A 25405-nucleotide genomic window follows, 5' to 3' on the forward strand; every position below is an offset into this window, starting at 1 on the left:
ACCAGAGGGCGTTGCTCCTGAGGCTGCCGGCCAGCGGCCGGCACTACCGTGCCCGTTTACCGGAAGGGCTGGCGCTCCTCCAGCACACAGTTGCTACACGGACGTACTTGCGGCGTCCCCGCAATCCGACACCGTCCCGCCATCCCACGGATAGCCCGCTGTTGCCGCTGTTGCTGTTGTTGAGCTTGCCGGCCAGCGGCCGGCACTACCGCCTCTGCGGGTGCAGGGCGCAGCCCCGCCGCCTTAAACTAACCTTCGTTGCCCGCAGGATCTGCCATGTTCGACATCTCGCCCCAGCTCGATTGCGCCGGCCGCATCCTGCGCCTGGACCGTGCCCGGGTCATGGGTATCGTCAACGTCACCCCGGATTCGTTCTCCGATGGTGGTGCCCATGACACCACCGAGGCGGCGGTCGCGCATGGCCTGAAGCTGGTGGAGGAGGGCGCCGACCTGCTCGACATCGGCGGCGAATCGACCCGTCCGGGCGCGGCGCCGGTGTCGATCGACGAGGAACTGCGTCGTGTCATGCCGGTCATCGAGCAGCTGGCAGCGCGCACGACGGTGCCGATCAGCATCGATACCTTCAAGCCGGAGGTGATGCGTGCCGCGGTTGCTGCAGGCGCCGGGATGATCAACGACATCTTCGGCCTGCGCCAGGACGGTGCGCTGCACGCGGCGGCGGACGCAGGCGTGCCGGTGGTGCTGATGCACATGCAGGGCGAACCGGGTCACATGCAGGCCGACCCGCAGTACGACGATGTGGTCGCCGAGGTCCATGGCTTCCTGGTGCAGCGGCTGTTCGCCGCGGAGATGGCCGGCATCGCCAAGAAGAATCTGGTGATCGACCTCGGCTTCGGCTTCGGCAAGACCACGGCCCACAACATGACGCTGCTGGCCCGCTCGGAGCGTTTCCTTGAACTGGGCGTGCCGATGCTGGCCGGGCTGTCGCGCAAGCGCAGCCTGGGCGAGCTGACCGGTCGTCAGTCGCCGGCAGAGCGTGTCGCTGCGTCGGTGGCCGCACACCTGATCGCCGTGCAGCGCGGCGCCCGTATCGTGCGCGTGCACGATGTGGCAGCGACGGTCGATGCATTGAAGGTCTGGCAGGCGGTCGAGGCGGTACCTGCCGTGCGGGTGGACGCCAAGCCGACCCTCCGCTGGCCGGACGAAGACTGATGGCAGTGGATCAGCGGCCGCTGGCGATCGCCGTGATGGGGCCGACCGCCAGCGGCAAGACCGCCACCGCGATCGCGCTGGCGCAGCAGCTGGACGGTGAAATCGTCAGCGTTGATTCGGCGCTGGTCTATCGCGGACTGGATATCGGGTCGGCCAAGCCGGATGCGGCCGAGCGCGCGCAGGCACCGCACCACCTGCTGGACCTGCGCGATCCCTGGCAGACTTATTCCGCCGCCGAGTTCGCCGCCGACGCCGCCCGAGTGGTGGCCGACATCGTCGCCCGTGGCAAGACTCCGATCCTGGCCGGCGGCACGGGCCTGTACTTCCGCGCGCTGTTGCAGGGTCTGTCGCCGATGCCGGAGGCCGACCCGGCGATGCGTGCCGTGCTGAGCGCCGAGGCCGCCGAGCGAGGCTGGGCAGCGCTGCACGCCGAACTGGCCGCCGTTGACCCCGCCGCCGCAGCACGCATCCATGCCACCGACCCGCAACGCATCCAGCGGGCGCTGGAGGTCTACCGGCTGACCGGCACGCCGATCAGTGAATGGCAGCGCCGCCCCGGGGTGGCCCCGTTGCCGGTGCGCACGTTGAAGCTGATTCTGGCGCCGCGCGACCGCGCCGTCCTGCACCAGCGCATCGAGGCCCGCTTCGACGCCATGCTCGCGCAGGGCTTCCTCGACGAAGTGCGCGCCCTGCGTGCATTGCCGGAAATGCGGGCGGTGGCCGCACCGCTGGACCTGCCCGCCGTCCGCGCGGTGGGGTATCGCCAGGCCTGGGAGTACCTGGACGGGGACGGGGACGCGGCCCGCTTCCGGGACAAGTCCATTTTTGCCACCCGGCAACTGGCCAAGCGCCAGCTTACCTGGCTGCGCGGCGAGCTTGATGCGCGCTGGTTCGACCCCCATATGGATGGGGAGCGCCTCGCAGGCGCGGTGTCGACCTTCGTTGCACGCTGAACCGACGCTGGCCGTGTACCATCATGGGCCGGCAAGCGGCTCGGGGCCGCGGCAACCGCCGGCTACCAATAAGAACAATAATCAGGAGTGTGCAATGTCCAAGGGGCAATCGCTGCAGGATCCTTTCTTGAATGCACTGCGGCGCGAGCGCGTGCCGGTTTCGGTGTACCTGGTCAACGGCATCAAGCTGCAGGGCACGATCGAATCGTTCGATCAGTTCGTCGTCCTGCTGCGCAACACCGTCAGCCAGATGGTCTACAAGCACGCCATTTCCACCGTGGTGCCGGCGCGCAACGTCAAGGTCGGCCCGGGTGGTGGGTACGTGCAATCAGGTGAGGATGGTCAGGCGGGTGATGAAGCAGACGAATGATGTTGGAGCGGTGAATGTTTGACCGCTCGAAAAAGGGCGAACACGCCCTGTTGATCCAGCCGCATTTCGGCAAGCTGGAAGACGATGTGCTGGAAGAATTCGGTGATCTGGCGCGCTCGGCCGGGGCCAGCATCGCGGTGACCATCACCGCGCGGCTGGATCGCCCCAACCCGTCGACCCTGATCGGCAGCGGCAAGCTGGATGAGATCAAGGCCGCCGCCGAAGCCACCGGCGCAGACCTGATCCTGGTCAACCACGCGTTGAGCCCGGGCCAGGAGCGCAATCTGGAGCGTTTCCTCGAGCGCCGCGTGATCGACCGTACCGGCCTGATCCTGGACATCTTTGCCCAGCGTGCGCGCAGCCATGAAGGCAAACTGCAGGTCGAGCTGGCCCAGCTGCGGCATATGTCGACACGGCTGGTGCGCGGCTGGACCCATCTGGAGCGCCAGCGTGGTGGTTCGATCGGCCTGCGCGGCCCGGGTGAAACCCAGCTGGAAACCGATCGTCGCCTGCTGCAGAAGCGGGTTGAACAGCTGCAGAAGCGGCTGGAAAAAGTCGAAGTACAGCGCACCCAGATGCGTCGTGCGCGTGTGCGCAGCGAACTGCCGCGCGTGGCCCTGGTGGGCTACACCAATGCCGGCAAATCAACCTTGTTCAATGCGATGACCGGCGCCGAGGCCTATGCGGCCGACCAGTTGTTCGCCACCCTGGATCCGACCGTACGCCGGATCGCCGTGCCCGGTGGCAACGTCGTGCTGGCCGATACGGTTGGTTTCGTACGCGACCTGCCGCATGACCTGGTGGCGGCCTTCCGTTCGACCCTGTCTGAAGCGCGGGAAGCGGATTTCCTGCTGCACCTTGTCGATGCCGCCGATCCGCACCGCGAGGAGCGCATCGCCCAGGTCGACGAAGTGCTGACCGCCGTCGGTGCCGGCGACCTTCCGCAGTTGCTGGTGTTCAACAAGATCGACCGCATCGAGGGTGCCGACGTGCGCCACGACGGCCAGGACGGCGTGCCGGATGAATCGCGGCGTGAGCGGGTGTGGATTTCCGCACGCGACGGGCAGGGCATCGAGCTGTTGCAGGCCGTACTCGGCAAGCGGTTGGGTCTGCAGCACGTCACCGGCGAGTTGCGCCTGCCACCCAGTGCCGGCCGCCTTCGCGCTCGCCTGCACCAATTGGAAGTGGTGCGCAGTGAAGAGGCTGATGAAGAAGGCTGGCTGTTGCAGGTCGATCTTCCCATCGCCGAGGCCGAGAAGCTGGCGGCCAGCGCCGATGGCGAGCCGATCCGGGCCCTGCTGCCGGAGAAGCTGCCCGAATGGTGAGGCAGTGCCGGCCGTTGGCCGGCATGTCCTGCGGCCGCGACACCACCCTGCCATCTGCGGTACAACGTGCAGGTTCTTCACTTTTCAGCTACCCCGATGGCCTTCCCGACCGACGCCGAACTCAATGCCCAGGCCGCTGCGCTGGGCCAGCGCCTGCAACAGGCTTCGCTGCAGCTGGTGACTGCTGAAAGCTGCAGCGGCGGCTGGATCGCCAAGTGCATGACCGACATCGCCGGTTCCTCGGCGTTCTTCGACTGCGGCATGGTGGTCTACAGCTACGAAGCCAAGCAGCGCCTGCTCGGCGTGCGCGCGCAGACGCTGGAGCAGTTCGGTGCGGTCAGCCGCGAAGCCGTGCTGGAGATGGTCTCCGGGGCACTGGTCAATTCCGGTGCCGGCATCGCGGTGGCGGTGACCGGTATCGCAGGGCCGGGCGGTGGCAGCCCGGACAAGCCGGTCGGCAGTGTCTGGATCGGCTGGAAGCGCCGTGGTGGCTATGCCCGGGCCGAACTGTTCCAGTTCGATGGTGACCGTGAAGCCATCCGCCGACAGACCGTAGCGGCGGCATTGCACGGCATCGACGCCCAGCTGTGACATGCTGCTCCGGCAATCAACCGGAGTAGGCAACGATGTGGGAGACGCTGGGCACCGTCCGTGACCTTGGCCGGCTGCAGGAAATTGCCGCCGTCCTGATCCGCTACGGCTTCGGCGACGTCGTGCGGCGCATCGGCCTGGCCACGGTACTGGAACGTGCCGGCCGCCTGCTGCACTGGAACGAGGAGCGGCAGGAAATGCTGCGGATGACCGCGCCGGTACGCGTGCGCAGCGCCCTGCAGGATCTCGGGCCGACGTTCGTGAAGCTGGGCCAGGTGCTCGCCACCCGCGTCGACCTGCTGCCGCCGGACTGGATCGCCGAACTCTCCGAGTTGCAGAACGCCGTCCCGGCATTGCCCTACGAGAAGATCCGCGAACAGCTCGAGGCCGACCTCGGTGCGTCTCCGTCGCAGGTGTTTGCCTTCCTTGATGAAACCCCGATGGCCGCAGCTTCGTTGGCCCAGGCCCATCGGGCGCGGTTGCGTGATGGCCGCGAAGTGGTGCTGAAGGTGCGTCGCCCTGGTATCCGTGACGTGGTTGAAGCCGATCTGCGCCTGCTGGCACGGCTGGCCGAGATCGTTGAGGCACGGCTGCCGGATCTGCGCCGCTACCGGCCCGCCGAGGTGGTGCAGCAGTTCACCGTGTCGCTGCGCCGCGAGCTGGATTTTGCCGCGGAGTGCCGCAACGCCGAGCGCATCGCGCGCAACTTCGAGGGCCGTGACGACATCCTGATTCCGGCGGTGCACTGGCAATGGACCTGCGAAAGCCTGAATGTCCAGGATTTCGTCGACGGCATTGCCGGACGTGATCTGGCCGGTGTCGATGCGGCCGGCATCGACCGCCGTGAACTGGCCCGGCGTGGCGCCGACATCGTATTGAAGATGGTGCTGGAGGACGGCAGTTTCCATGCCGATCCGCACCCGGGCAACATCATCTACCTGCGCGACGGCCGCATCGGCGTGATCGATTTCGGCATGGTCGGCGCGTTGTCGGAGGTGCGTCGCTTCCAGGTCGCGCAGCTGCTGCATGGTCTGGTCGAACAGGATCCGCAGGGCGTGGCCGATGTGTTGCTGGACTGGGCCGGTGGCGTGGAAGTGGACGAGAACCGGTTGCAGCACGACATCAGCCTGTTCGTCGACCAGTACCGCGGCGTGCCGCTGAAGGACCTGCGCATCGGCCAGATGCTGGGCGACATCACCCAGTTGCTGCGCAGCTACAACCTGACCCTGCCGGCAGACTTGGCGCTGATGATCAAGGCCTTCCTGACGCTGGAGGGCATGGGCCGCCAGCTCGACCCGGATTTCGACATGGCCAGCGCCGCGCGCCCGTTCCTGGAGCGGGTGGTACTGCAGCGCTATGCGCCGCGGGCGCTGTTCAAGCGTGGCCGACGCAGCCTGCTCGGCATGATCGACTTCGCCGGTGATTTGCCGCGGGACCTGCGCAAGCTGGTCCAGGCGGCGCGCCGTGGCCGGCTGCAGCTGAAGGTCGAGACCAACGCGCTGCAGGGCTTCGGCGACCAGGTCAACCGCGCCGCGAACCGGCTGGTGATGGGGATCGTCACGGCAGCCTTGATCATCGGCTCCTCGATCGTGATGCACAGCGTAGGAGGCGTTTCCAGCCGTTGGCTGCTGGCGTTGGGCGTGTGTGGTTTCATCGGCGCAGGGTTCTGCGGGGTCTGGATCCTGTTCTCGATCTGGAGAAGCGGCAAGCACACGTAGTGTGATTACCGCGGTGGTTCCCGCCGGGAACCGTGGCATCGCGCAGCGATTCCTGTAGCGCCGACCGCGGGTCGGCTGCTTCTGCCTTTGCCGCCCCCAACCAGCCACGCCGCATTCCCGGTAGCGCCGGGCCATGCCCGGCGGCTTTCGCTCCTGCCGGAATCGCCCTCGGCACTTGCAGTCCTGGGTGTTAGTAGTAATACTACTAACCATGGACCTGACCGACACCCAGCAGGCGATCCTGCAGTTGATCGCCGAGCGTATCGAGAGCGAAGGCGCACCCCCTTCGCAGACTGAAATCGCGCGTGCCTTCGGCTTCAAGGGCGTACGCGCAGCGCAGTATCACCTGGAGGCGCTGGAGCAGGCCGGGGCGATCCGTCGCGTGCCGGGCCAGGCCCGCGGCATCCGTCTGGTGCAGGCACCGCCGGTGGAGAAGCTGGCCGAGCCGGGCCTGCCCGACAGCGTCCTGCGTCTGCCGATCCTGGGTCGGGTTGCTGCGGGTCTGCCGATCGGCGCCGACATCGGCTCGGATGATTTCGTGGTGCTGGACCGGGTGTTCTTCTCGCCGGCACCGGACTACCTGCTGAAAGTGCAGGGCGATTCGATGATCGACGAAGGCATCTTCGATGGCGACCTGATCGGTGTGCACCGGACCCGCGATGCCCATTCCGGGCAGATCGTGGTGGCCCGCATCGATGACGAGATCACCGTCAAGCTGCTGAAGATCGCCAAGGATCGCATCCGCCTGCTGCCGCGCAATCCCGATTACAAGCCGATTGACGTGCTTCCGGACCAGGATTTCTCGATCGAGGGCCTGTACTGCGGGCTGCTGCGACCGAACCGTTGACGATTCATCCTGCAATTCCCGCGGTCTTTTGTGGCGATTCTCTGGTTCTGCTGAGGTTGGTACGGATGTCCGATAATTTTTTTCCGAACGCCGGGCAGAATCTCAGCCTGTGCGATACGCCAGCCTTAAAGTGAACCCATGGCCAAGAAGACTTCCAAAGACAGCACCTCCAACGACGTGACCTCTGCAAGGACCAATCCGATGGACGAGAACAAGAAGCGCGCCCTCGCTGCAGCTCTGGGCCAGATCGAAAAGCAGTTCGGCAAGGGTTCGGTGATGCGCATGGGCGACCGCGTGGTCGAGCCCGTCGAGGCGATCCCGACCGGTTCTCTGATGCTGGATATCGCATTGGGCATTGGTGGCCTGCCCAAGGGCCGCGTGGTGGAAATCTACGGTCCGGAATCCTCCGGCAAGACCACGTTGACCCTGCAGGCCATCGCCGAGTGCCAGAAGCTGGGTGGCACCGCCGCCTTCATCGATGCCGAGCACGCGCTGGACCCGATCTACGCAGGCAAGCTGGGCGTCAATGTCGACGATCTGCTGCTGTCGCAGCCGGATACCGGTGAGCAGGCGCTTGAAATCGCCGACATGCTGGTGCGCTCCGGTTCGGTGGACATCCTGGTGGTCGACTCGGTCGCCGCGTTGACCCCCAAGGCTGAAATCGAAGGTGAGATGGGCGACCAGTTGCCGGGTCTGCAGGCGCGTCTGATGAGCCAGGCGCTGCGCAAGCTGACCGGCAACATCAAGCGCTCGAACACCTTGGTGGTGTTCATCAACCAGCTGCGCATGAAGATCGGCGTGATGATGCCGGGCCAGAGCCCGGAAGTGACCACCGGCGGCAACGCGCTGAAGTTCTATGCCTCGGTGCGCCTGGACATCCGCCGTATCGGCGCGATCAAGAAGGGCGACGAGATCATCGGCAACCAGACCAAGATCAAGGTCGTCAAGAACAAGCTGGCGCCCCCGTTCAAGCAGGTCATCACCGAGATCCTGTACGGCGAAGGCATCAGCCGCGAAGGCGAGCTGATCGATATGGGTGTCGAAGCCAAGCTGGTCGAGAAGGCCGGTGCCTGGTACAGCTACGGGGAAGAGCGCATCGGCCAGGGCAAGGACAACGCCCGTGGCTATCTGCGCGACAACCCGCAGGTTGCCGCCAAGCTTGAGGCTGAGCTGCGCGAGAAGTTCCAGCCGACCGAAGCCGTCCGTGAGGAAGGCGAAGACGAAGGCGACGACGAGTAAAGGCTTGCTGTGGGGCAGGGCGGCGCCGTCAGTGACGTCGCCCTGTCCTGCAGATTCGGTTTCCCCGACGGGGGACGCGCCAGGGACGGCGCATTTGATTGAAGGCGAGAATGAACGATTCCGACGCCCCGGCACCCGGCCGTAAGCGCCGCGTACGCGAACAGACGCCTGTCCAGCGCGCCTTGGGCCTGCTGGTCCGTCGTGAGCACTCGCGCAAGGAGCTGACCCGCAAGCTGACGTCCCGGGGCATCGAGGACGAGGCTGCGCAGGCGGCGGTCGACAAGCTGACCGAGGCAGGTTGGCAGGACGACACCCGGTTTGCCGAGAATCTGGTGCGCATGCGCGCCAATACGGGTTATGGCCCCATCCATGTACGTGCCGAGCTGGGAACCCACGGGCTGGACAGCGAGCAGATCACTGCTGCGATGGATACCTTCGAGGGCGACTGGACGGAGAATGCCCGGGATCTGGTCCGTCGCCGCTTTGGTGAGGCCGGTCCGCAGGACCTCGCGCAGCGCCGCAAGGCCGCCGATCTGCTGGCCCGCCGGGGCTTCGATGGCGACAGCATCCGCCGCGCGACCCGCTACGATCCGGACGACTGAGACTGATGGCGCCGGGCCTGATACCCTTTGGGGTTTCGGCGGTCCGTTCGACCCTGGCCACTGCGGCCGGCGGCACGGGCCCCGGCCCGCAGACTGCCAGCCCCCATGAACGCATCCGCCAAATTCACGACATCCCAGATCCGCAGCGACTTCCTTGAATTCTTCAAGGGCAAAGGCCACACCATCGTGCCGTCGGCGCCGCTGGTGCCGGGCAACGATCCGACCCTGCTGTTCACCAACTCCGGCATGGTGCAGTTCAAGGACGTGTTCCTGGGCGCGGAAAAGCGCAGCTACGTGCGCGCGGCCGACGTCCAGCGCTGCCTGCGTGCCGGTGGCAAGCACAACGATCTCGACCAGGTGGGCTACACCGCCCGCCATCACACCTTCTTCGAAATGCTGGGCAACTGGTCCTTCGGCGATTACTTCAAGAAGGATGCGATCGCCTGGGCCTGGGAGCTGTTGACCCAGGTCTGGAAGCTGCCGGCCGAGCGCCTGCTGGTGACGGTCTACCAGACCGACGACGAGGCCTACGCACTGTGGCGCGACATGATCGGCATTCCGGAAGACCGGATCGTCCGCATCGGCGACAACAAGGGCGCGCCGTTCGCCTCGGACAACTTCTGGCAGATGGCCGATACCGGTCCCTGCGGTCCGTGCACCGAGATCTTCTACGATCACGGCGACCATATCGCCGGTGGCCCGCCGGGCTCGCCGGACGAGGACGGTGACCGTTTCATCGAGATCTGGAACCTGGTCTTCATGCAGTTCGATCGCCAGCAGGACGGCACGTTGATGCCGCTGCCGGCACCGTGCGTGGACACCGGCATGGGCCTGGAACGCCTGGCCGCGATCCTGCAGCACGTGCATACCAACTACGAGATCGACCTGTTCCAGGCGCTGATCCGCAAGGCATCGGAGCTGACCGGCACCGCTGATCTGGAAAACAAGTCGCTGCGCGTGATCGCCGACCACATCCGCGCCTGTTCGTTCCTGATCGTCGATGGCGTGCTGCCGTCCAACGAAGGCCGCGGCTACGTACTGCGCCGGATCATCCGCCGCGCACTGCGACACGGCTGGATGCTGGGCGTGCGCCAGCCGTTCTTCAGCAAGCTGGTGCCGACCCTGGTCGAGCAGATGGGCGAGGCCTACCCGGAACTGCCGGCACAGGCCGATACCGTGGTGCGTGCCCTGCAGGCAGAAGAAGAGCGTTTCGCCGAGACGCTGGACTCGGGCATGAAGATCTTCGACGACGTTGCGGCCAAGGTCAGCAATGGCGTGATCCCGGGCGTGGACGCGTTCCGCCTGTACGACACCTACGGCTTCCCGCTCGACCTGACCCAGGACATCGCCCGCGAGCGTGACCTGACCGTGGACATTGACGGCTTCAACGCCGCGATGGAGACGCAGCGCGAGACCGCGCGTGCCGCCGGCAAGTTCGGCGGTGGCGTGACGCTGTCGGCCGATCTGGTCGCCACGCTCAAGCCGACTGTCTTCCTGGGCTATGACCGCCTGCAGGCCGACGGCCTCGGCGTGGTCGCGATCCTCAAGGATGGCCGCCCGGTGGAAGCTGCCCAGGCCGGTGACGAGGTCATCGTGCTGACCAACCAGACCCCGTTCTACGCCGAGTCCGGCGGCCAGGTCGGCGACACCGGCACCTTGTCCGCTGCCGGCGTACAGCTGCAGGTGAGCGATACCCAGAAGTTCGCGGGCCAGTTCCATGGCCACGTCGGCAAGATCACCCAGGGCAGCCTGAAGATCGGTGACGTGCTGTCCGGCCAGGTCGATGGCGAGCGCCGTGGCGCCACCATCCTCAACCACTCGGCGACCCACCTGCTGCATGCTGCCCTGCGCGAAGTGCTTGGCACCCACGTGCAGCAGAAGGGCTCGCTGGTGGCGCCGGACCGCCTGCGCTTCGACTTCTCGCATTTCCAGCCGATCAGCGCCGAGGAACTGGCGATCATCGAGCGCAAGGTCAACCAGCAGGTGCGCGCCAACAACGCCGCCGAAGTGCACAACATGGGCATGCAGGAAGCGCTGGACTTCGGCGCGATGGCCCTGTTCGGCGAGAAGTACGGCGAGAACGTGCGCGTGCTGAAGATGGGCGACTACTCCACCGAGCTGTGTGGTGGCACCCACGTCAACCGGACCGGTGACATCGGTCTGTTCAAGATCACCTCCGAAGGCGGTGTCTCGGCCGGTGTGCGTCGTATCGAGGCCGTCACCGGCCAGGGCGCGCTGGACTACGTGGATGCCGAGGAGGCCCGTCTGGCCGAGGCCGCCGAGCTGCTGGGTGGCAGTGCTGCCGACGTGGTCGAAAAGATCCGTGCGCTGGGCCTGCGCCAGAAGCAGCTGGAGCGCGAGCTGGAGGCCGTGAAGGCCAAGGTAGCCGCCGGCGCCACCGCCGACCTGTCCGGCCAGGCCGTCGAGGTCGCCGGTGTGAAGGTTCTGGCTGTCCGCCTGGAAGGCTTCGACGCCAAAGCCCTACGCGATGCCATGGACCGCCTGAAGCAGCAGCTGGGCGACGCGGTGATCGTGCTGGCCGGTGCCCAGGACGGCAAGGCGGCCCTGGTTGCGGGCGTGAACGGCAGTGCAATGGGCAAGGTCAAGGCCGGGGAACTGTTGTCCCATATCGCCGGTCAGATCGGGGGCAAGGGCGGCGGACGCCCGGACCTCGCCCAGGGTGGTGGCGAGGACGGGCCCGCCCTTGCTACCGCGCTGGCTGCGGTCGTCGAATGGGTCAGCCCCCGCCTGTGATGAATCCCTGCCGTCCCCCTCCTTGTAGGAGCGGGACGGCTGACGGTACCATTGCGAATCTTTTCCCTTTGTCGTGGGCGCGCTTCTTGACGGAGCGTCAAGCCGGTGGGGGATACCCTTCCACACGGTTCCATGGAGACTTAAAAAAATGTTGATCCTGACTCGCCGCGTCGGCGAAACCCTGATGATCGGTGACTCGGTGAGCGTCACCGTGCTTGGCGTCAAGGGTAACCAGGTGCGTATCGGCATCACTGCGCCGAAGGACGTCGCTGTGCATCGCGAAGAGATCTACCAGCGCATCCAGCGTGGTGACGAAGCCGGCAGCACCGGTGGTGAAAATTCTGCGGAATAAGGCTTTACCTTCGCGCGTGATTAACGTTATGATTCACGCCCCGCTGAGGTGCAACGCACCAGACGCGGAGAAAACCCCGGAGCGATGCCCGAGCGGCTGAAGGGGCTCCCCTGCTAAGGGAGTATAGGGTCAAAAGCTCTATCGAGGGTTCGAATCCCTCTCGCTCCGCCAGATGCAAAAGAACGCCCGCAGATCCTCGATCTGCGGGCGTTTTCTTTGTGCGTCACGTTGACCTGCGGCCCACGATCGCGGTGCCAGGTTCGCACCATGACCGCCGAGCGGAGCACGCGATGACCAGTGCGAAGAAGGCTACCTTCCTGCAGCGACGTCTGGCGTTTCCGTGACGGCAGGATGGCTACGCTCCGGGCCTTTGTTGTCGACCCCGGATCAGCTGCCTGATGCAGCCAGCGCCAGCCAAGGCCCGGCCAACGGCCCGCAGCTGGGTATGATCGACGCACCATGACGCCGCCTGATTCCCCGCAGGACCCGCTGCAGCGCTTCCATCCCGCGACGCAGGCCTGGTTCCGTGCCGCGTTCGACGCCTCCACGCCGGTGCAGGATCAGGCCTGGTCGTCGATCGGTGCCGGGCAACATACCCTGGTCATCGCGCCAACCGGATCGGGCAAGACACTTGCCGCATTCCTGCATGCCATCGACCAGCTGTTCGCCGAGCGTGATCGGCAAGCGCGCGCAGCGCCGTTGGCCAAGCCGGTGCGGCGAACCCGCGTGCTTTACCTGTCGCCGATCAAGGCGCTGGGCAGCGACGTGCAGCGCAACCTGCAGGTGCCGCTGCAGGGCATCACCGACGAGCGCGCCCGACGCGGCGAGCCGGCGGTGCAGCTGACCGTCGCATTGCGTACCGGCGATACCTCCAGCAGTGAACGTGCAGGCCTGGTGCGGCGGCCGCCGGACATCCTGATCACTACGCCCGAGTCGCTGTACCTGATGCTGACCTCGCAGGCACGCGAGATCCTGCGCGATGTGCAGACCGTCATCCTCGATGAAATCCATGCAGTGGCCGGTGGCAAACGCGGTTCGCATCTTTCGCTGAGCCTGGAACGGCTGGATGCGCTGCTGCACGAACCGGCGCAGCGCATCGGCCTGTCGGCAACGGTGCGGCCGGTCGACGAGGTGGCGGCGTTCCTGGGCGGCGACCGCCCGGTGAGCGTGGTCCAACCCGGCTCGGCGCGGCAGCTTCAGATGCGCATCGTTGTGCCGGTGGAAGACATGTCCAGCCTGGCTACGCAGGGCACGCCCGGGGAGCGCGACGGCGGCGCGCGGATCGGCTCGATCTGGCCGCACGTGGAGGCAAGCATTCTCGACAACGTGCTGCGCCATCGCTCGACGATTGTCTTTGCCAATTCGCGTGGCGTAGCCGAAAAGCTGACCGCACGCCTGAACGAGCTGCACGCCGGACGCAGTGGCGAAGACGGCGCAATCCGTGGCGATTCGGGTAGCGGGTTGGCCTATGGCTCTTTCACCGGCAGTACGGTCAACCGGGTCTCCGCTGCGCCGGCACTGATTGCACGCGCGCATCACGGATCGGTCTCCAAGGAGCAGCGCGGCGAGATCGAGCAGGCGCTGAAATCGGGTGCACTGCGCTGCGTGGTGGCCACGTCCAGCCTGGAGCTGGGGATCGACATGGGGCTGGTTGACCTGGTGATACAGGTGGCCGCGCCGCCGTCGGTGGCCAGCGCCCTGCAGCGCGTTGGTCGCGCCGGCCACCAGGTGGGTGGCATGTCCCGCGGTCTGGTGTATCCGCGTACGCGGCGCGACCTGATCGATGCCGCTGTGGTGGTGGACAGCATGCTGGCCGGACGCATCGAGGCCATCGCTCCGCCGCGCAACCCGCTTGATGTGCTGGCCCAGCAGACGGTGGCGGCGGTGGCGATGGAGCCGTGGCAGGCCGATGCCTGGTATGCGCGGGTACGCCGTGCCGCACCGTACCGCTCACTCCCGCGCAGTGCCTTCGACGCGGTGCTGGACATGCTTTCCGGCCGCTATCCGTCCGAGGATTTCGCCGGCTTCCGGCCGCGGCTGGTATGGAACCGGCAGAGCGGTGAGCTCAGCCCTCGCCCTGGTGCGAAGCAACTGGCAGTTACCAGCGGCGGCACCATTCCCGACCGTGGCATGTACAGCGTGGTGCTGCCTGAAGGAGAAGAGCGGGCCGGATCGCGCCGCGTCGGTGAGCTGGACGAGGAGATGGTCCACGAGTCGCGGGTGAATGATGTGATCACGCTGGGCGCGACCTCATGGCGGATCGACCAGATCACCCACGATCAGGTGGTGGTGACGCCTGCACCCGGACGTTCGGCGCGCCTGCCGTTCTGGCGTGGCGAAGGTGTGGGCCGCCCTGCCGAACTGGGACAGGCCATCGGCGCGTTTCTCGCCGCGTTGGAGGCGCACATCGACAGCAGTGACACCCCGGCGAAGGCGCTGCACGCACGCCTGCAGGCCAGTGGCCTGGACGCCAACGCGATCAGCAACATGCTCGGTCTGGTCGCCGAGCAGCGGCAGGCCACGGGCGTGCTGCCCACCGATCTGCGCCTGGTGGTGGAACGCTGCCGCGACGAGCTGGGCGACTGGCGGGTGATGCTGCATTCGCCGTATGGCCGCCGCGTGCATGATCCGTGGGCATTGGCGGTGGCAGCACGATTGCGCGAACGCTGGGGCATCGACCCGGCCGTGGTCGCCAGCGACGATGGCATCATCGCGCGGATTCCCGACAGTACCGGGCGCGTTCCGGGGGCGGACATGTTCGTGTTCGAACCGGAGCGGTTGCGCCGTACGATCACCGCGGCGGTCGGTCATTCGGCACTGTTCGCGGCGCGCTTCCGCGAGTGTGCCTCGCGCGCACTGCTGTTGCCGCGTCGCACGCCGGGGCGTCGATCGCCGCTGTGGCAGCAGCGCCTGCGCGCCGGCCAGTTGCTGGAAATCGCGCAGGCCCATGCGGAGTTCCCGATCCTGATCGAGACCGCCCGCGAGTGCCTGCAGGATGTCTACGACCTGGATGCGCTGGACGCGCTGATGCAACGCGTTCAACGCGGCCAGGTGCAGTTGCTGGACGTCGCGACCGAGGTGCCTTCGCCGTTCGCGGCCAATCTGCTGTTCGGCTATGTCGCCGAGTTCATGTACGAGGCGGACGTGCCGCTGGCCGAGCGCCGCGCCTCGGTGCTGTCACTGGACAGTGGCCTGCTCGCCGAGCTGCTGGGCCAGGTAGACCTGGGCGAACTGCTGGATGCGGGGGTGGTCGATCAGGTTGAATGTGAACTGCAGCGGCTGGAACCTGCGCGCAGGGCCCATGGCATGGAAGGCGTGTCCGACCTGCTGCGCGAGCTGGGACCGTTGCCTGCATCGGACCTGGCGCTGCGCCTGTCCGATCCGGAATGCGTGGAAGTGCACCTGGCAGCGCTGCAGGCGCAGCAGCGCGCCATCCCGGCTTCAATTGCCGGCCACACGCAGTGGGTCGCCGTGGAGGACGCCGCACGTGTGCGCGATGCGTTGGGTACGGCGCTGCCGGGCGGGCTGCCCGAGGTGTTTCTTGCAGGCATGCCCGATCCCCTCGGCGATCTGCTGGCCCGCCACGCACGTACGCATGCGCCCTTCACCAGCAGCGCGCTGGCCAAGCGGTTCGGGCTGGGTGTGGCGGTGGTCGACGGCGCGCTGGAACGGCTGCAGGAGCAGGGGCGGGTGCTGCGTGGCAATTTCGGCGCAGCGCGGCGACAGCAGGGAAATGAGCGGGTGCATCCGTCGCCGGACGTAGTGCACGAATGGGTCAGCGAAGATGTGTTGCAGCGTCTGCGCCTGCGTTCGCTGCAGGCCGCACGTGAAGCCACCCGGCCGGTGCCACCGGCAGCCTATGTGCGCCTGCTGCTGGAGGGGCAGGGGGTGTTGCTGGAAGGCGGCGCCGGGCGTGCCCGCAATGGTGCCGTTGCGGCCATGCTTGAGGGCAGCGACGGCGTTGCCCGTGTGGTCGAGCAGCTGGCGGGGTTGCCGCTGCCGGTTTCGGTGTGGGAACACCAGGTCCTGCCGGCCCGGGTGCGCGACTACGCACCGGCCCTGCTTGATGAGCTGCTGGCGACCGGCATGGTGCTGTGGGCCGGGCACGGGCGGCTGGGTGACGACGACGGCCTGGTATCGCTGCACCTGCAGGACCATGCCGCTGAAACGTTGCCGCTGCTGCCGGAAGCGGATCCGGCGCTGCGTACACCGATGCAGGACGCCATCGTGCAGGTCCTGGCCGATGGCGGCGCCTACTTCGCGCGGCAGCTGGCCACGCAGGTGCAGTCACGCCTGGCCGGCAGTGCGGCGGCGGCCGAGGACTTCCAGCTGGCGCTATGGCAGCTGGCCTGGAGGGGCGAAGTGAGCAGCGACCTGTGGTCGCCGTTGCGGGCCCTGGCCGGTGTGCGCCAGCAGCGGGCGCGCGTTGCGTCGGCCTCGCGGCGCAAGCGGGGTTTCCGCTTCATGCCGACGCTGGACGCGCGGGCCACGGCGCTGGACCCGGCCATTGCCAGCGGGCCGACCCTGGCGGGGCGATGGTCGTTGCTGCCCCGCGAGCGCAGCAACGACACGGTGCGGGCGCTGGCGCTGGGCGAAAGCCTGCTTGATCGCTACCGGGTGGTGACCCGGGCGGCGGCAATGACCGAAGCGGTAACCGGTGGGTTCCCTGCACTGCAGCCTGTCTATCGAGGCATGGAAGATGCCGGGCAGGTCCTGCGTGGCCGCTTCGTGGCGGGGCTGGGCGGAGCACAGTTTGCAGAGCGCGGCACCATCGACCATCTGCGCGAGCTGTCCGAGCGTGTGCCGCGTGAGCTGTCGGTCGTCGCGCTGTCAGCGCTGGATCCGGCCAATCCCTTCGGCAGCCTGCTGCCGTGGCCGCAGCCGGTGGCCGGTGCACGTCCGCTGCGGCGTTCCGGTGCGATGGTGGTGATCGGCAACGGCCGGTTGCTGCTGTACCTGGCGCAGGGCGGGCGGCAACTGTCCAGCTGGATCGAGGGCGGGGCAGAGGATGCGGCCAACACTCTGGTTGCCGCTGCACAGGCCCTGGCGGTGGCATTGCGCCGGGGGCGGCGCCTGTCCTTCACCCTGGAACGGATCAATGATGTGCCGGTGCATCGCGGCGCGCTGGTGGACGCGCTGCGGGCCGCAGGCTTCAGCAACGAGCCGCGCGGGCTGGGATGGAACGGCTGAGCGCGGTGGAATCACCTCGATGAATGCTCACCCCGTGGGGCCTGGCCCCGGATCGGACTGCCGGACTGTGATGCAGTTCGTTACGCGCCTGCCCCGGTGGCTGCAGAGTCCGGGTAGTGTGGCCATCGTGCACGTTGCGCAGACGGTTCTTCACTCGACAGGAGACTCACATGAAGCTGTTTTCTGCTGTGCTGCTGTCCCTTCTTTCGCTGCAGGCATCGACGGCGCAGGCGGCCGACGCTATGCGTTCGCCCCTGCTCGGCCGCTGGTCGCTGGAGATCGCCACTTCCGCTCTTCCTGAGGCGCAGCGGCCGCAACAGGTCGTGCTGGAATTCAAGGATGCCGGTGCGGGCAGGTGGAGCTCGCACGTGGATATCGTCCTGCATGACGGCAAGACCATGAAATCCGACGGTACGCTGGCGCTGGATGGCACGCCTGCGGCGCTGACCGGCAGCTACGGCGCCAACCAGGCAACGCTGAAACTGCCAGCGCCGAACACGCTGGTGATGCAGCTGGTCGATCATGGCGCGCCGGCGTCCACCCGCGTGTACACGGTGGCCGCCGATCGTTCAACGATGACCGAGACCAAGGCCTTCTTCGGCCATGACGGCACGCCGATCCTGCAGACCAACCTGTTCAAGCGGTTGCCGTAGTGATGTGATGCAGCGGCACCCACAGAAGCGTGCTCTGCGGGTGCCGTTGCTGTTCTGTCATGCTGCGGCGGGATCGCGCTTGCCGGTGTCGATGCCGTACCGGTCGATCGCCTGCTGCAGCAGGCCCCGTTCCACATGCCCGTCATCGGCCAGGGCCTTCAGTGCCGCCAGTACGATGAAGTGACGATCGACTTCGAAGAATGTGCGCAGCGATTCGCGAGTATCCGAGCGGCCAAAGCCATCGGTGCCGAGTGCGATGAAGCGCCGGTCGTTGATGAAGGGGCGGATCTGGTCGCCGACGATCTTCATGTAGTCGGTCGCCACCACCACCGGGCCGGCATGGTCCTGCAGGCACTGCTGCACGTAGGGAACGCGCGGCTCGTCGGCCGGATGCAGCAGGTTCCAGCGCTCGGCAGCCAGGCCATCACGGCGCAGTTCGGTCAGGCTGGTGGCACTCCAGACATCGCTTGCGATGGCGAAATCCTGCTGCAGCAGATCGGCGGCGGCCAGCACCTCGCGCAGGATCGAGCCACTGCCCATCAGCTGCACGCGAGGCTGTGCCGTGCTGTCGGCAGCGGCGGGACGCAGCAGATAGAGCCCCTTCAGGATGCCGGCTTCGGCGCCGTCAGGCAGTGCAGGGTGCGGGTAGTTCTCGTTGAGCAGGGTGATGTAGTAGTAGATGTCTTCCTGGTCCACATACATGCGGCGCAGGCCGTCGTGGATGATCACTGCCAGTTCGAAGTTGTAGGTCGGGTCGTAGGACACGCAGCTTGGAATCACCGAGGACAGCACGTGGCTGTGGCCATCGTCGTGCTGCAGGCCTTCGCCCATCAGGGTAGTGCGGCCGGAGGTGGCGCCAAGCAGGAAGCCACGGGTGCGCGCGTCGGCCGCTGCCCAGGCCAGGTCACCGACGCGCTGCAGGCCGAACATCGAATAGAAGATGTAGAACGGAATCGTGGCCAGGCCGTGGTTGCTGTACGCGGTGCCCGCTGCGATCCACGAACAGATAGCGCCGGATTCGTTGATGCCTTCCTGCAGGATCTGGCCGTCCTTGGACTCCTTGTAATAGCTCAGCTGGCCGGCGTCCTGCGGGGTGTACAGCTGGCCCAGGAAGGAATGGATGCCGATCTGGCGGAACAGCCCTTCCATGCCGAAGGTACGCGATTCATCGGGCACGATCGGGATCACCAGCCTGCCCAGTTCGGGATCCTTGAGCAGGGTGGTGAGGATGCGTACGAAGCCCATGGTGGTGGATTGGCCACGATCACCGCTGCCCTGCAACTGCACGTTGAACGTGGACAGCGGCGGCAGCGGCAACGGATCGACCTGGGTCAGCCGTGCCGGCAGCTGGCCGCCCTGCGCCTGGCGACGCTGCGCGAAGTAGAGCGCCTCGGCGCTGCCCGGTTGCGGGCGCAGGTAGGGCATCTCTTCCAGCTGCCCGTCGCTGACCGGCAGGTCGAAGCGGTCACGGAACGCACGCACCGCGTCGGCGCTCATCTTCTTCAGCTGGTGGTTGATGTTCTGGCCTTCGCCGGCCTCGCCCATGCCGAAGCCCTTCACCGTCTTGGCCAGCACCACGCTCGGGCGACCGCTGGTGTTCACCGCCTGCTGGTAGGCGGCGAATACCTTCTGCGGATCGTGGCCGCCGCGTGCCAGTGCCCAGATCTCGTCGTCGCTCATGTCCGCCACCAGCGCCAGCAGTTCCGGGTAGCGCCCGAAGAAGTGCTCGCGCACGTAGGCGCCGCTCTGCGACTTGAAGGTCTGATAGTCACCATCCACGCACTCCATCATGCGCTGGCGCAGCAGCCCGCTGTGATCGCGTGCCAGCAGCTCGTCCCAACCGCTGCCCCAGATCACCTTGATCACGTTCCAGCCGGCGGCGCGGAAGGTGCCTTCCAGTTCCTGGATCACCTTGGCGTTGCCACGCACCGGTCCGTCCAGACGTTGCAGGTTGCAGTTGACCACGAACACCAGGTTGTCCAGGCGCTCGCGCCCGGCCAGCGAAATGGCCGCCAGCGATTCGGGCTGGTCCATTTCGCCGTCACCAAGGAAGGCCCAGACCTTGCGGCCCTGGTGCTGCTTCAGCCCCCGGTATTCCAGGTAGCGCATGTAGCGGGCCTGATAGGCCGCCGTCAGCGGGCCCAGGCCCATCGACACAGTGGGAAACTGCCAGAACCCGGGCATCAGCCGCGGGTGCGGATACGAGGACAGGCCCTCGCGTCCGGCTTCGCGGCGGAAGTTGTCCATCTGCTCGACACTGATGCGGCCTTCCACGTACGCCCGGCCGTAGATGCCCGGGGCCGAATGACCCTGGATGTAGATCATGTCGCCGTCGAAGGTTTCGGTCCGTCCACGGAAGAAGTGATCGAAGCCCACGTCATACATGACTGCTGCGGATTGGTAGGTGGCGATGTGGCCGCCGACATTGGAATGCCTGCCGGCACGCAGCACCATCACCATGGCGTTCCAGCGGATCATCGCGTTCAACCGCCGCTCGATGGCCAGATCACCCGGGTACGCGGGCTGGCGTTCGAGCGGGATGGTGTTGGTGTAGGCGGTCCACGCGCGGGTGTGCAGGTCGCCATGCTGCTGCACATCGAGTGCATCGAGCTGGTCCAGCAGATAGTGCGCGCGGGGGCGGCCGCCGGCCTCGATCACCGCCTGCAGGGACTCGCGCCATTCGCGGGTTTCCTGCGGATCGGCGTCGAGAGGGAAATGTGCCTGGTTCATGCTGCGTCTCCAGAGAGCGCCGGTTCTGCACCTGCACGGCACCGCCGGCAGGGCGACAGCTCTGGAGCGGAGTCGCGCCGGCAGGTCCGTGGCGCGGGGGCGGCCGTGGTGGCTGCCGAGGAGACAAGCGTAGGCGCCGTATCGGCTGGCGGGTAGACGGGCGACGATTGGGTCTGCGCGAACCTTCGCTTGGCCATGCAGCGCTGCAATGCGGATGTCATCGTTGGTGTGCACCCTGCTGGGTTTTCCAGCCTCGGGGTGGTTGGTCGGTTGTGAACAGCGTCAGGATCTGGGAGAAGAGCTACGCCTTGCGGCGCCGCCTGCTGCGTGGCTTCTTCCTTCGGCGTGGTTCACAGGCTGCCGATGCCGAGGACCTGGCCCAGGAGGTCTACCTGCGGCTGCTGCGCAGTACCGGCGAAGATGCCCAGGCGATCGAGAACCCCGAAGCCTATCTGTTCGCGGTGGCGGCCAACCTGGCGCGTGAACAGGCACGCTCGCGCTCCGGCCTGCCACAGATCGAGGACGTCGACCTGCTGGCCGAGGTACTGCGCAGCGAGGAGGACATCGAAGCTGATTTCGAGCGGGCGCAGCGCTGGAGCGGAATCCGCGGCGCCATCGCGCAACTGCCGCCGACAACGCGGCGGGTGATGGAGCTGCACTATCGCGATGGGCTGGATTGCCGGCAGGTGGGAGCACAGCTGGATGTGTCGGTGCACATGGTGCGCAAGCACATCGGCAAGGGACTGGATGCCTGCAGGAAGGCGCTTGGCGCCGGGAAGGATGGATGAACCGGCAGGAGCCTGCAGCGATGGATGACGAGGTGGCCGAGCAGGCCGCGCACTGGTTCCTGTGCAACCGCGAGGGTGACCTGAGCGCCGCTCAGCGCATCGAGTTCATGGCATGGATGAAGCGCTCTCCCGAACACATACGCGCGTACCTGCATGTCCTGCACGTGCACCGGCAGGTAGGCGCGGTGATGGTGGCGTACGGACAGGAGCAGGGGGACAGGGCCGCGTTGCCGGAGCTGCCGGCAACGGCGAAAGTCGTGCCGTTGTTTGCCGTACCGGTGCCCGTGCCGCGCGCCGTGGTCGCATCGCGATCACGCCGACCACTCTGGAGGCGGGTGGCTGCGGTGGCCTGCTGCCTGTTGCTGGTGGCCGGACTGGTGCCGTGGCTGATGCCTCGCGAACAGATGCTGATCGCCGGCCACGGGCAACTGCGTGAGGTGGTGCTGGCTGACCGGACGCAGGTGCGCCTGAACGCAGACAGCCGCCTGCGGGTGAACATCGGCTGGTTCAGCCGTCGGGTTGAACTGCTGAGCGGCGAGGCCACGTTCGATATCGCAGCGGATCGCCGGCCGTTCGAGGTGCAGGTTGGCGATCTGCGGATCCGCGACATCGGCACCGTGTTCGATGTCTCGCGCCGTTTGCAGAGTACGCGCATCGGCGTGGTGTCCGGCGAAGTGGAGGTCTGGACCGCCGGCAGCGGGCAACGACGGCTGGCGCAGCTGCCTGCCGGGAAGGTGGTCCAGGTCGATCACCGCAGCCATGCGGTGCAGCCATTGGAAATACCGATGTCCATGCTGCTGGACTGGCAGCAGCGCCGGGTGTCGTTCCGCGATGAGCGGCTGGACGAGGTGGCGGCTGCCTTCAACCGCCACAACCAGGTACAGGTGCGGCTGACCGATGACGCGGCGCGCGCGGCGCGCCTGTCAGGCAGCCTGGAGGCGCACCGGGTCGCAGCGCTGCAGGCATTCCTGCAGCGGGACGCGCGCTTCGTCATCCGCCGCGAAGCGGACACGGTGTGGGTGTCCAGCCGTTGATCGCGGTTCGGCGAAGGGCTGTCAGAAAAAATTCATCGAATCGGCGTTCTCCACTTCCGCCGATGCCGGCTCTTACTTGGGAGAAGCCGCTGTCGCCTGCCGACGCGGTACCAGCAGTCCTCTCTCCTCCAAGGAACCGTGATGCGCAAGAAGCTCTATCTGTCGGTGGTACTGGCCTTGTCTCCCTGTCTGGGTGCGCATGCACAGGTGGCGTCGGCCAATGGGCTTGAGACCCGGGTCACCGCAGCGATCGCCGCGCAGCCGCTGAGCCAGGCGCTTGAGCAGCTGTCACGCAGTTCGGGCGTGCAGTTCCTGTATGCCGGCGCGGGCGCTGCACCCATGGCGGGCGCGGTACCGCGAGGAGCCACCGTCAAGCAGGCGCTGGACACGCTTCTGGCCGGCACCGGCCTGCGCTACACGGTGGTGGACGGCAACGTGATCGCCATCGACGCGGCACCGGTCTCGCGGGAAAGCCGGCAGGCCGCACCGGCATCGCGCCCACCGGAAGCGGTGGTGGCCCCGACCCTGGGCACGGTCAAGGTGATCGCCGCCCATGAGGTCATCGACCAGAAGAAGACCTCGCCGGTGATCAAGGATTCGGTGATCTACGACGAGATGGACAGCTATGGCGATGAGACGCTGGCCGAGAGCCTGATGGCCGCGCCCGGCCTGAGTGCGGTGGAAGATGCGGGCGAACCGCGTTACGTGACCGTGCGCGGCGTGCAGGCCAATCTCAACTACACGACCATCGACGGCATCGCGATCGCAAGCGTGGGCGGCAGTGGCTCCGGCGAGCGCATGAACAACCTGCAGCTGATTCCCAGCGACATCGGCACCCGCACCGACATCTACAAGAGCTTCAGCGCCGAGCAGGCACCGGATGCCATCGGTGGTGTGATCGACATCATCAGCCGCAGCGCCTTTGACCGCTCCGGCAAGTACGTGTTCGCCGACGTGGCCGGCATCCATTCCACGGCCGAGACCAATGTGGGGCGCAGCGCGGGGGGCGACCACAAGACCCTGGGCCACTTCGGCAAGAGCGCCAAAGCGGTGTTCTCCAACCAGTTCGGCGGCGATGATCAGTTCGGCATCGTCGCGGTCGCGCGCTATGAACAGCGCTCGCGCAACAGCGTCAAGCGCTGGGTGGAATCGAACTACTACTACAACGATGCCGGCAAGTACCTCACCGATGGAACCACCGGCCCCGACGAGGCGAAAGGCTGGAACGGCCTGCGCGCGCCGGGCAACTTCAGCACCGGCACCTACACCAACTACATCACCAACTTCGGTGGCTCGGCCAAGCTGGAATGGAAGCCATCGGACGACCCGTTCTATGCCTCGCTGCTGCTGTACTCGTACCGGTTCTACGAGAACTCGACGATGAACAAGACCGATCTGTATGGCAACGCCAAGTTCCCGGTACGCAACCAGAGCGAAGACGGCGGCACCACCCAGATCAACAGCATCTACATCAAGAACCGCCACGACCGCTGGGACCGCAGCAACCGCGGCGCGATCGCCAGTTTCAACTGGGATATCGGTGACCTCTCGCGGCTGACCCTGCGTGCCGGCCACACCGAAGAGACCTTCCACAACAACCAGGTCTACTGGGGCGTGCGCGCCTACCCAAGCAACCTGTTCGTTGACTATGCCAACGACAGCCATGGTTTTCCGAACGCCGTGGGTGTTTCCGATTCCAGCCTGCTGACCAGCTCGGCGTTCAAGCTCAATCCGGCGCAGGCCTATATCTCGCCGCGCGACGCCAAGGAAAGCATCGACAACCTGCGCGCCGACTTCAGCTACAACATCGATGCCGATGCACGCGGTTTCGGTCTGGCTGCCGGTGCCGAGTATCGCCACCTGAAGATCTGGCAGGACATCGATTTCGATTACTACAAGACCAGCGCGACCTTGAACGACTATCTGTACCCGGGTTCGACCCTGCTTGGCAGCGTTCCCGGTTTCCCGTTGATCGACAACCGCAAGTGGCATGACGAGCTTTACCCGAAGCTGGGCAACAACGATGCGGCGTACCCGAATGCCGACTTCACCAGCGATTACAAGTACGTGGAAGACGTTGCCAACGCCTACGTGTCGGCGCATTACGCCTGGGACCGGCTGCTGCTGATCGGCGGCCTGCGCTACGACCACACCACCTTCGATGCGTTCAGCCCGTTCAGTGAGGATGGTGGCACCACCTACACATCGGCATTCCGCAAGAGCAGTGGCGGCTACAACAACCTGCTGCCGTCGCTGAACGCCACCTTCAAGCTGAGCGAAGACCAGCGCCTGAGGTTCTCCGCCAGCCGCACGCTGGGCCGGCCGACGCCCAGCAACATCGCCCAGGCCACCAGCACCAGCTGCGGCGACGACGAGCTGGGCGGAGGCTTCTGCACCATCAAGCAGGGCAATGCCTGGCTGCAGCCGCGCCGCTCGACCAACCTCGATCTTGCCTGGGACCTGTACTTCAACGGCAACAACGGCCTGGTCTCGGTGGCGTTGTTCGACAAGGTCATCAAGGACGACATCTATACCCTGACCACGTTCGAGAACGTCGGCGACATCCGCTACCGGATCACCCAGCCGATGAACACCGATGAGTCGACGCTGCGCGGTGTCGAGTTCGCGGTAGCCAACCGCAACCTGCAGTGGGGCCGCCACCGCTTCGACATGTACCTCAATGCCACCCGCCTGGACGGGCAGACCAACTACCGCATCAGCGACGGCAGCGAGCGCCGCCTGGACCGCCTGCTGTACCAGCCGGACTGGTCGGTGAACGGCTCGGTGATCTGGCGCATGCCATGGAAGAGCTCGCAGCTGCGCGTATCCGGCACCTACCGCAGCCGGATGCTGGTCGACTTCGGCGATACCCAGTGGCTGGATTCGTACTACGACCCGTACATGACCTTCAACCTGGCCTTCAGCCACAAGGTCAGCAAGCACGTGACGCTGAAGTACGAGGCCAAGAACCTGTTCAACACCCAGCCGACCTACAGCACCGGTCCGAACGGCCGCTTCCGCACCGAGATCGATGACTACGGCCGCTTCTTCTACTTCCACATCATCTACAACTGAAGGCGACCGTC

At 66.3% G+C, this 25405-nt stretch carries 17 protein-coding genes and 1 tRNA gene; 17 read left to right on the forward strand and 1 reads right to left on the reverse strand.

Annotation, left to right across the window (positions count from 1 at the left end):
* Positions 1-276 precede the first annotated feature (276 nt).
* From folP to ABIA73_RS15790, 14 genes are all read left to right on the forward strand, one after another.
* The gene (gene folP, locus ABIA73_RS15725) at positions 277-1173 is read left to right on the forward strand and encodes a dihydropteroate synthase (RefSeq protein WP_088101360.1); all 897 of its coding nucleotides are present in this window, start codon (positions 277-279) and stop codon (positions 1171-1173) included.
* Positions 1173-2126 carry a tRNA (adenosine(37)-N6)-dimethylallyltransferase MiaA gene (gene miaA, locus ABIA73_RS15730; RefSeq protein ID WP_032976514.1) on the forward strand — a complete coding sequence of 318 codons (954 nt, stop codon included), beginning with the start codon at positions 1173-1175 and terminating at the stop codon, positions 2124-2126. Before folP ends, miaA begins: the two co-directional genes overlap by 1 nt.
* Before the next feature lie 94 nt (positions 2127-2220).
* Positions 2221-2496, forward strand: a complete 276-nt coding sequence (hfq, locus tag ABIA73_RS15735) for an RNA chaperone Hfq (RefSeq protein WP_025878916.1) — start codon at positions 2221-2223, stop codon at positions 2494-2496.
* A gap of 14 nt (positions 2497-2510) precedes the next feature.
* Entirely contained in the window at positions 2511-3821 is a 1311-nt protein-coding gene (gene hflX, locus ABIA73_RS15740) for a ribosome rescue GTPase HflX (RefSeq protein WP_025878917.1), read from the forward strand.
* A 96-nt stretch (positions 3822-3917) separates the two neighbouring features.
* Positions 3918-4412, forward strand: coding sequence for a CinA family protein (locus ABIA73_RS15745; RefSeq protein ID WP_025878918.1), 495 nt, complete (start codon positions 3918-3920; stop codon positions 4410-4412).
* Between the two features lie 35 nt (positions 4413-4447).
* The gene (gene ubiB, locus ABIA73_RS15750; RefSeq protein WP_025878919.1) at positions 4448-6130 is read left to right on the forward strand and encodes a 2-polyprenylphenol 6-hydroxylase; all 1683 of its coding nucleotides are present in this window, start codon (positions 4448-4450) and stop codon (positions 6128-6130) included.
* A 211-nt stretch (positions 6131-6341) separates the two neighbouring features.
* Positions 6342-6977: a transcriptional repressor LexA gene (gene lexA, locus ABIA73_RS15755; RefSeq protein ID WP_025878920.1), complete on the forward strand. Its 636-nt coding sequence runs from the start codon at positions 6342-6344 to the stop codon at positions 6975-6977.
* 201 nt (positions 6978-7178) lie between these two features.
* Positions 7179-8216, forward strand: a complete 1038-nt coding sequence (gene recA / locus ABIA73_RS15760; RefSeq protein ID WP_025878921.1) for a recombinase RecA — start codon at positions 7179-7181, stop codon at positions 8214-8216.
* A gap of 110 nt (positions 8217-8326) precedes the next feature.
* Positions 8327-8818: a recombination regulator RecX gene (gene recX, locus ABIA73_RS15765; protein ID WP_025878922.1), complete on the forward strand. Its 492-nt coding sequence runs from the start codon at positions 8327-8329 to the stop codon at positions 8816-8818.
* A 105-nt stretch (positions 8819-8923) separates the two neighbouring features.
* On the forward strand, positions 8924-11572 hold the full coding sequence (gene alaS / locus ABIA73_RS15770) for an alanine--tRNA ligase (protein WP_025878923.1): 2649 nt from the start codon (positions 8924-8926) through the stop codon (positions 11570-11572).
* Positions 11573-11720: 148 nt separating this feature from the next.
* The gene (gene csrA / locus ABIA73_RS15775; protein ID WP_025878924.1) at positions 11721-11924 is read left to right on the forward strand and encodes a carbon storage regulator CsrA; all 204 of its coding nucleotides are present in this window, start codon (positions 11721-11723) and stop codon (positions 11922-11924) included.
* Positions 11925-12002: 78 nt separating this feature from the next.
* Positions 12003-12095 (forward strand) — tRNA-Ser (locus ABIA73_RS15780).
* Between the two features lie 288 nt (positions 12096-12383).
* Positions 12384-17114 carry an ATP-dependent helicase gene (locus tag ABIA73_RS15785; RefSeq protein WP_354276003.1) on the forward strand — a complete coding sequence of 1577 codons (4731 nt, stop codon included), beginning with the start codon at positions 12384-12386 and terminating at the stop codon, positions 17112-17114.
* 170 nt (positions 17115-17284) lie between these two features.
* A complete protein-coding gene (locus tag ABIA73_RS15790) occupies positions 17285-17767 on the forward strand; it encodes a hypothetical protein (protein WP_032976518.1) in 483 nt (160 codons plus the stop codon).
* A 57-nt stretch (positions 17768-17824) separates the two neighbouring features.
* Here the strand turns inward: ABIA73_RS15790 and aceE are convergent, their stop codons facing one another.
* Entirely contained in the window at positions 17825-20497 is a 2673-nt protein-coding gene (aceE, locus tag ABIA73_RS15795) for a pyruvate dehydrogenase (acetyl-transferring), homodimeric type (protein WP_354276004.1), read from the reverse strand.
* A 272-nt stretch (positions 20498-20769) separates the two neighbouring features.
* Between aceE and ABIA73_RS15800 the strand changes: the two genes are divergently transcribed.
* The 3 genes from ABIA73_RS15800 to ABIA73_RS15810 all read left to right on the forward strand — a co-directional run bounded on the left by ABIA73_RS15800 (position 20770) and on the right by ABIA73_RS15810 (position 25394).
* On the forward strand, positions 20770-21285 hold the full coding sequence (locus ABIA73_RS15800) for an RNA polymerase sigma factor (RefSeq protein WP_025878928.1): 516 nt from the start codon (positions 20770-20772) through the stop codon (positions 21283-21285).
* On the forward strand, positions 21282-22319 hold the full coding sequence (locus ABIA73_RS15805) for a FecR family protein (RefSeq protein WP_333622262.1): 1038 nt from the start codon (positions 21282-21284) through the stop codon (positions 22317-22319). The genes ABIA73_RS15800 and ABIA73_RS15805 overlap by 4 nt, the downstream gene beginning before the upstream one ends.
* Before the next feature lie 141 nt (positions 22320-22460).
* Positions 22461-25394: a TonB-dependent receptor gene (locus ABIA73_RS15810; RefSeq protein ID WP_354276005.1), complete on the forward strand. Its 2934-nt coding sequence runs from the start codon at positions 22461-22463 to the stop codon at positions 25392-25394.
* The last annotated feature ends 11 nt before the right edge of the window (positions 25395-25405 follow it).

This window comes from Stenotrophomonas sp. 2694 (assembly GCF_040548715.1).
Classification (GTDB): Bacteria; Pseudomonadota; Gammaproteobacteria; order Xanthomonadales; family Xanthomonadaceae; genus Stenotrophomonas; species Stenotrophomonas indicatrix.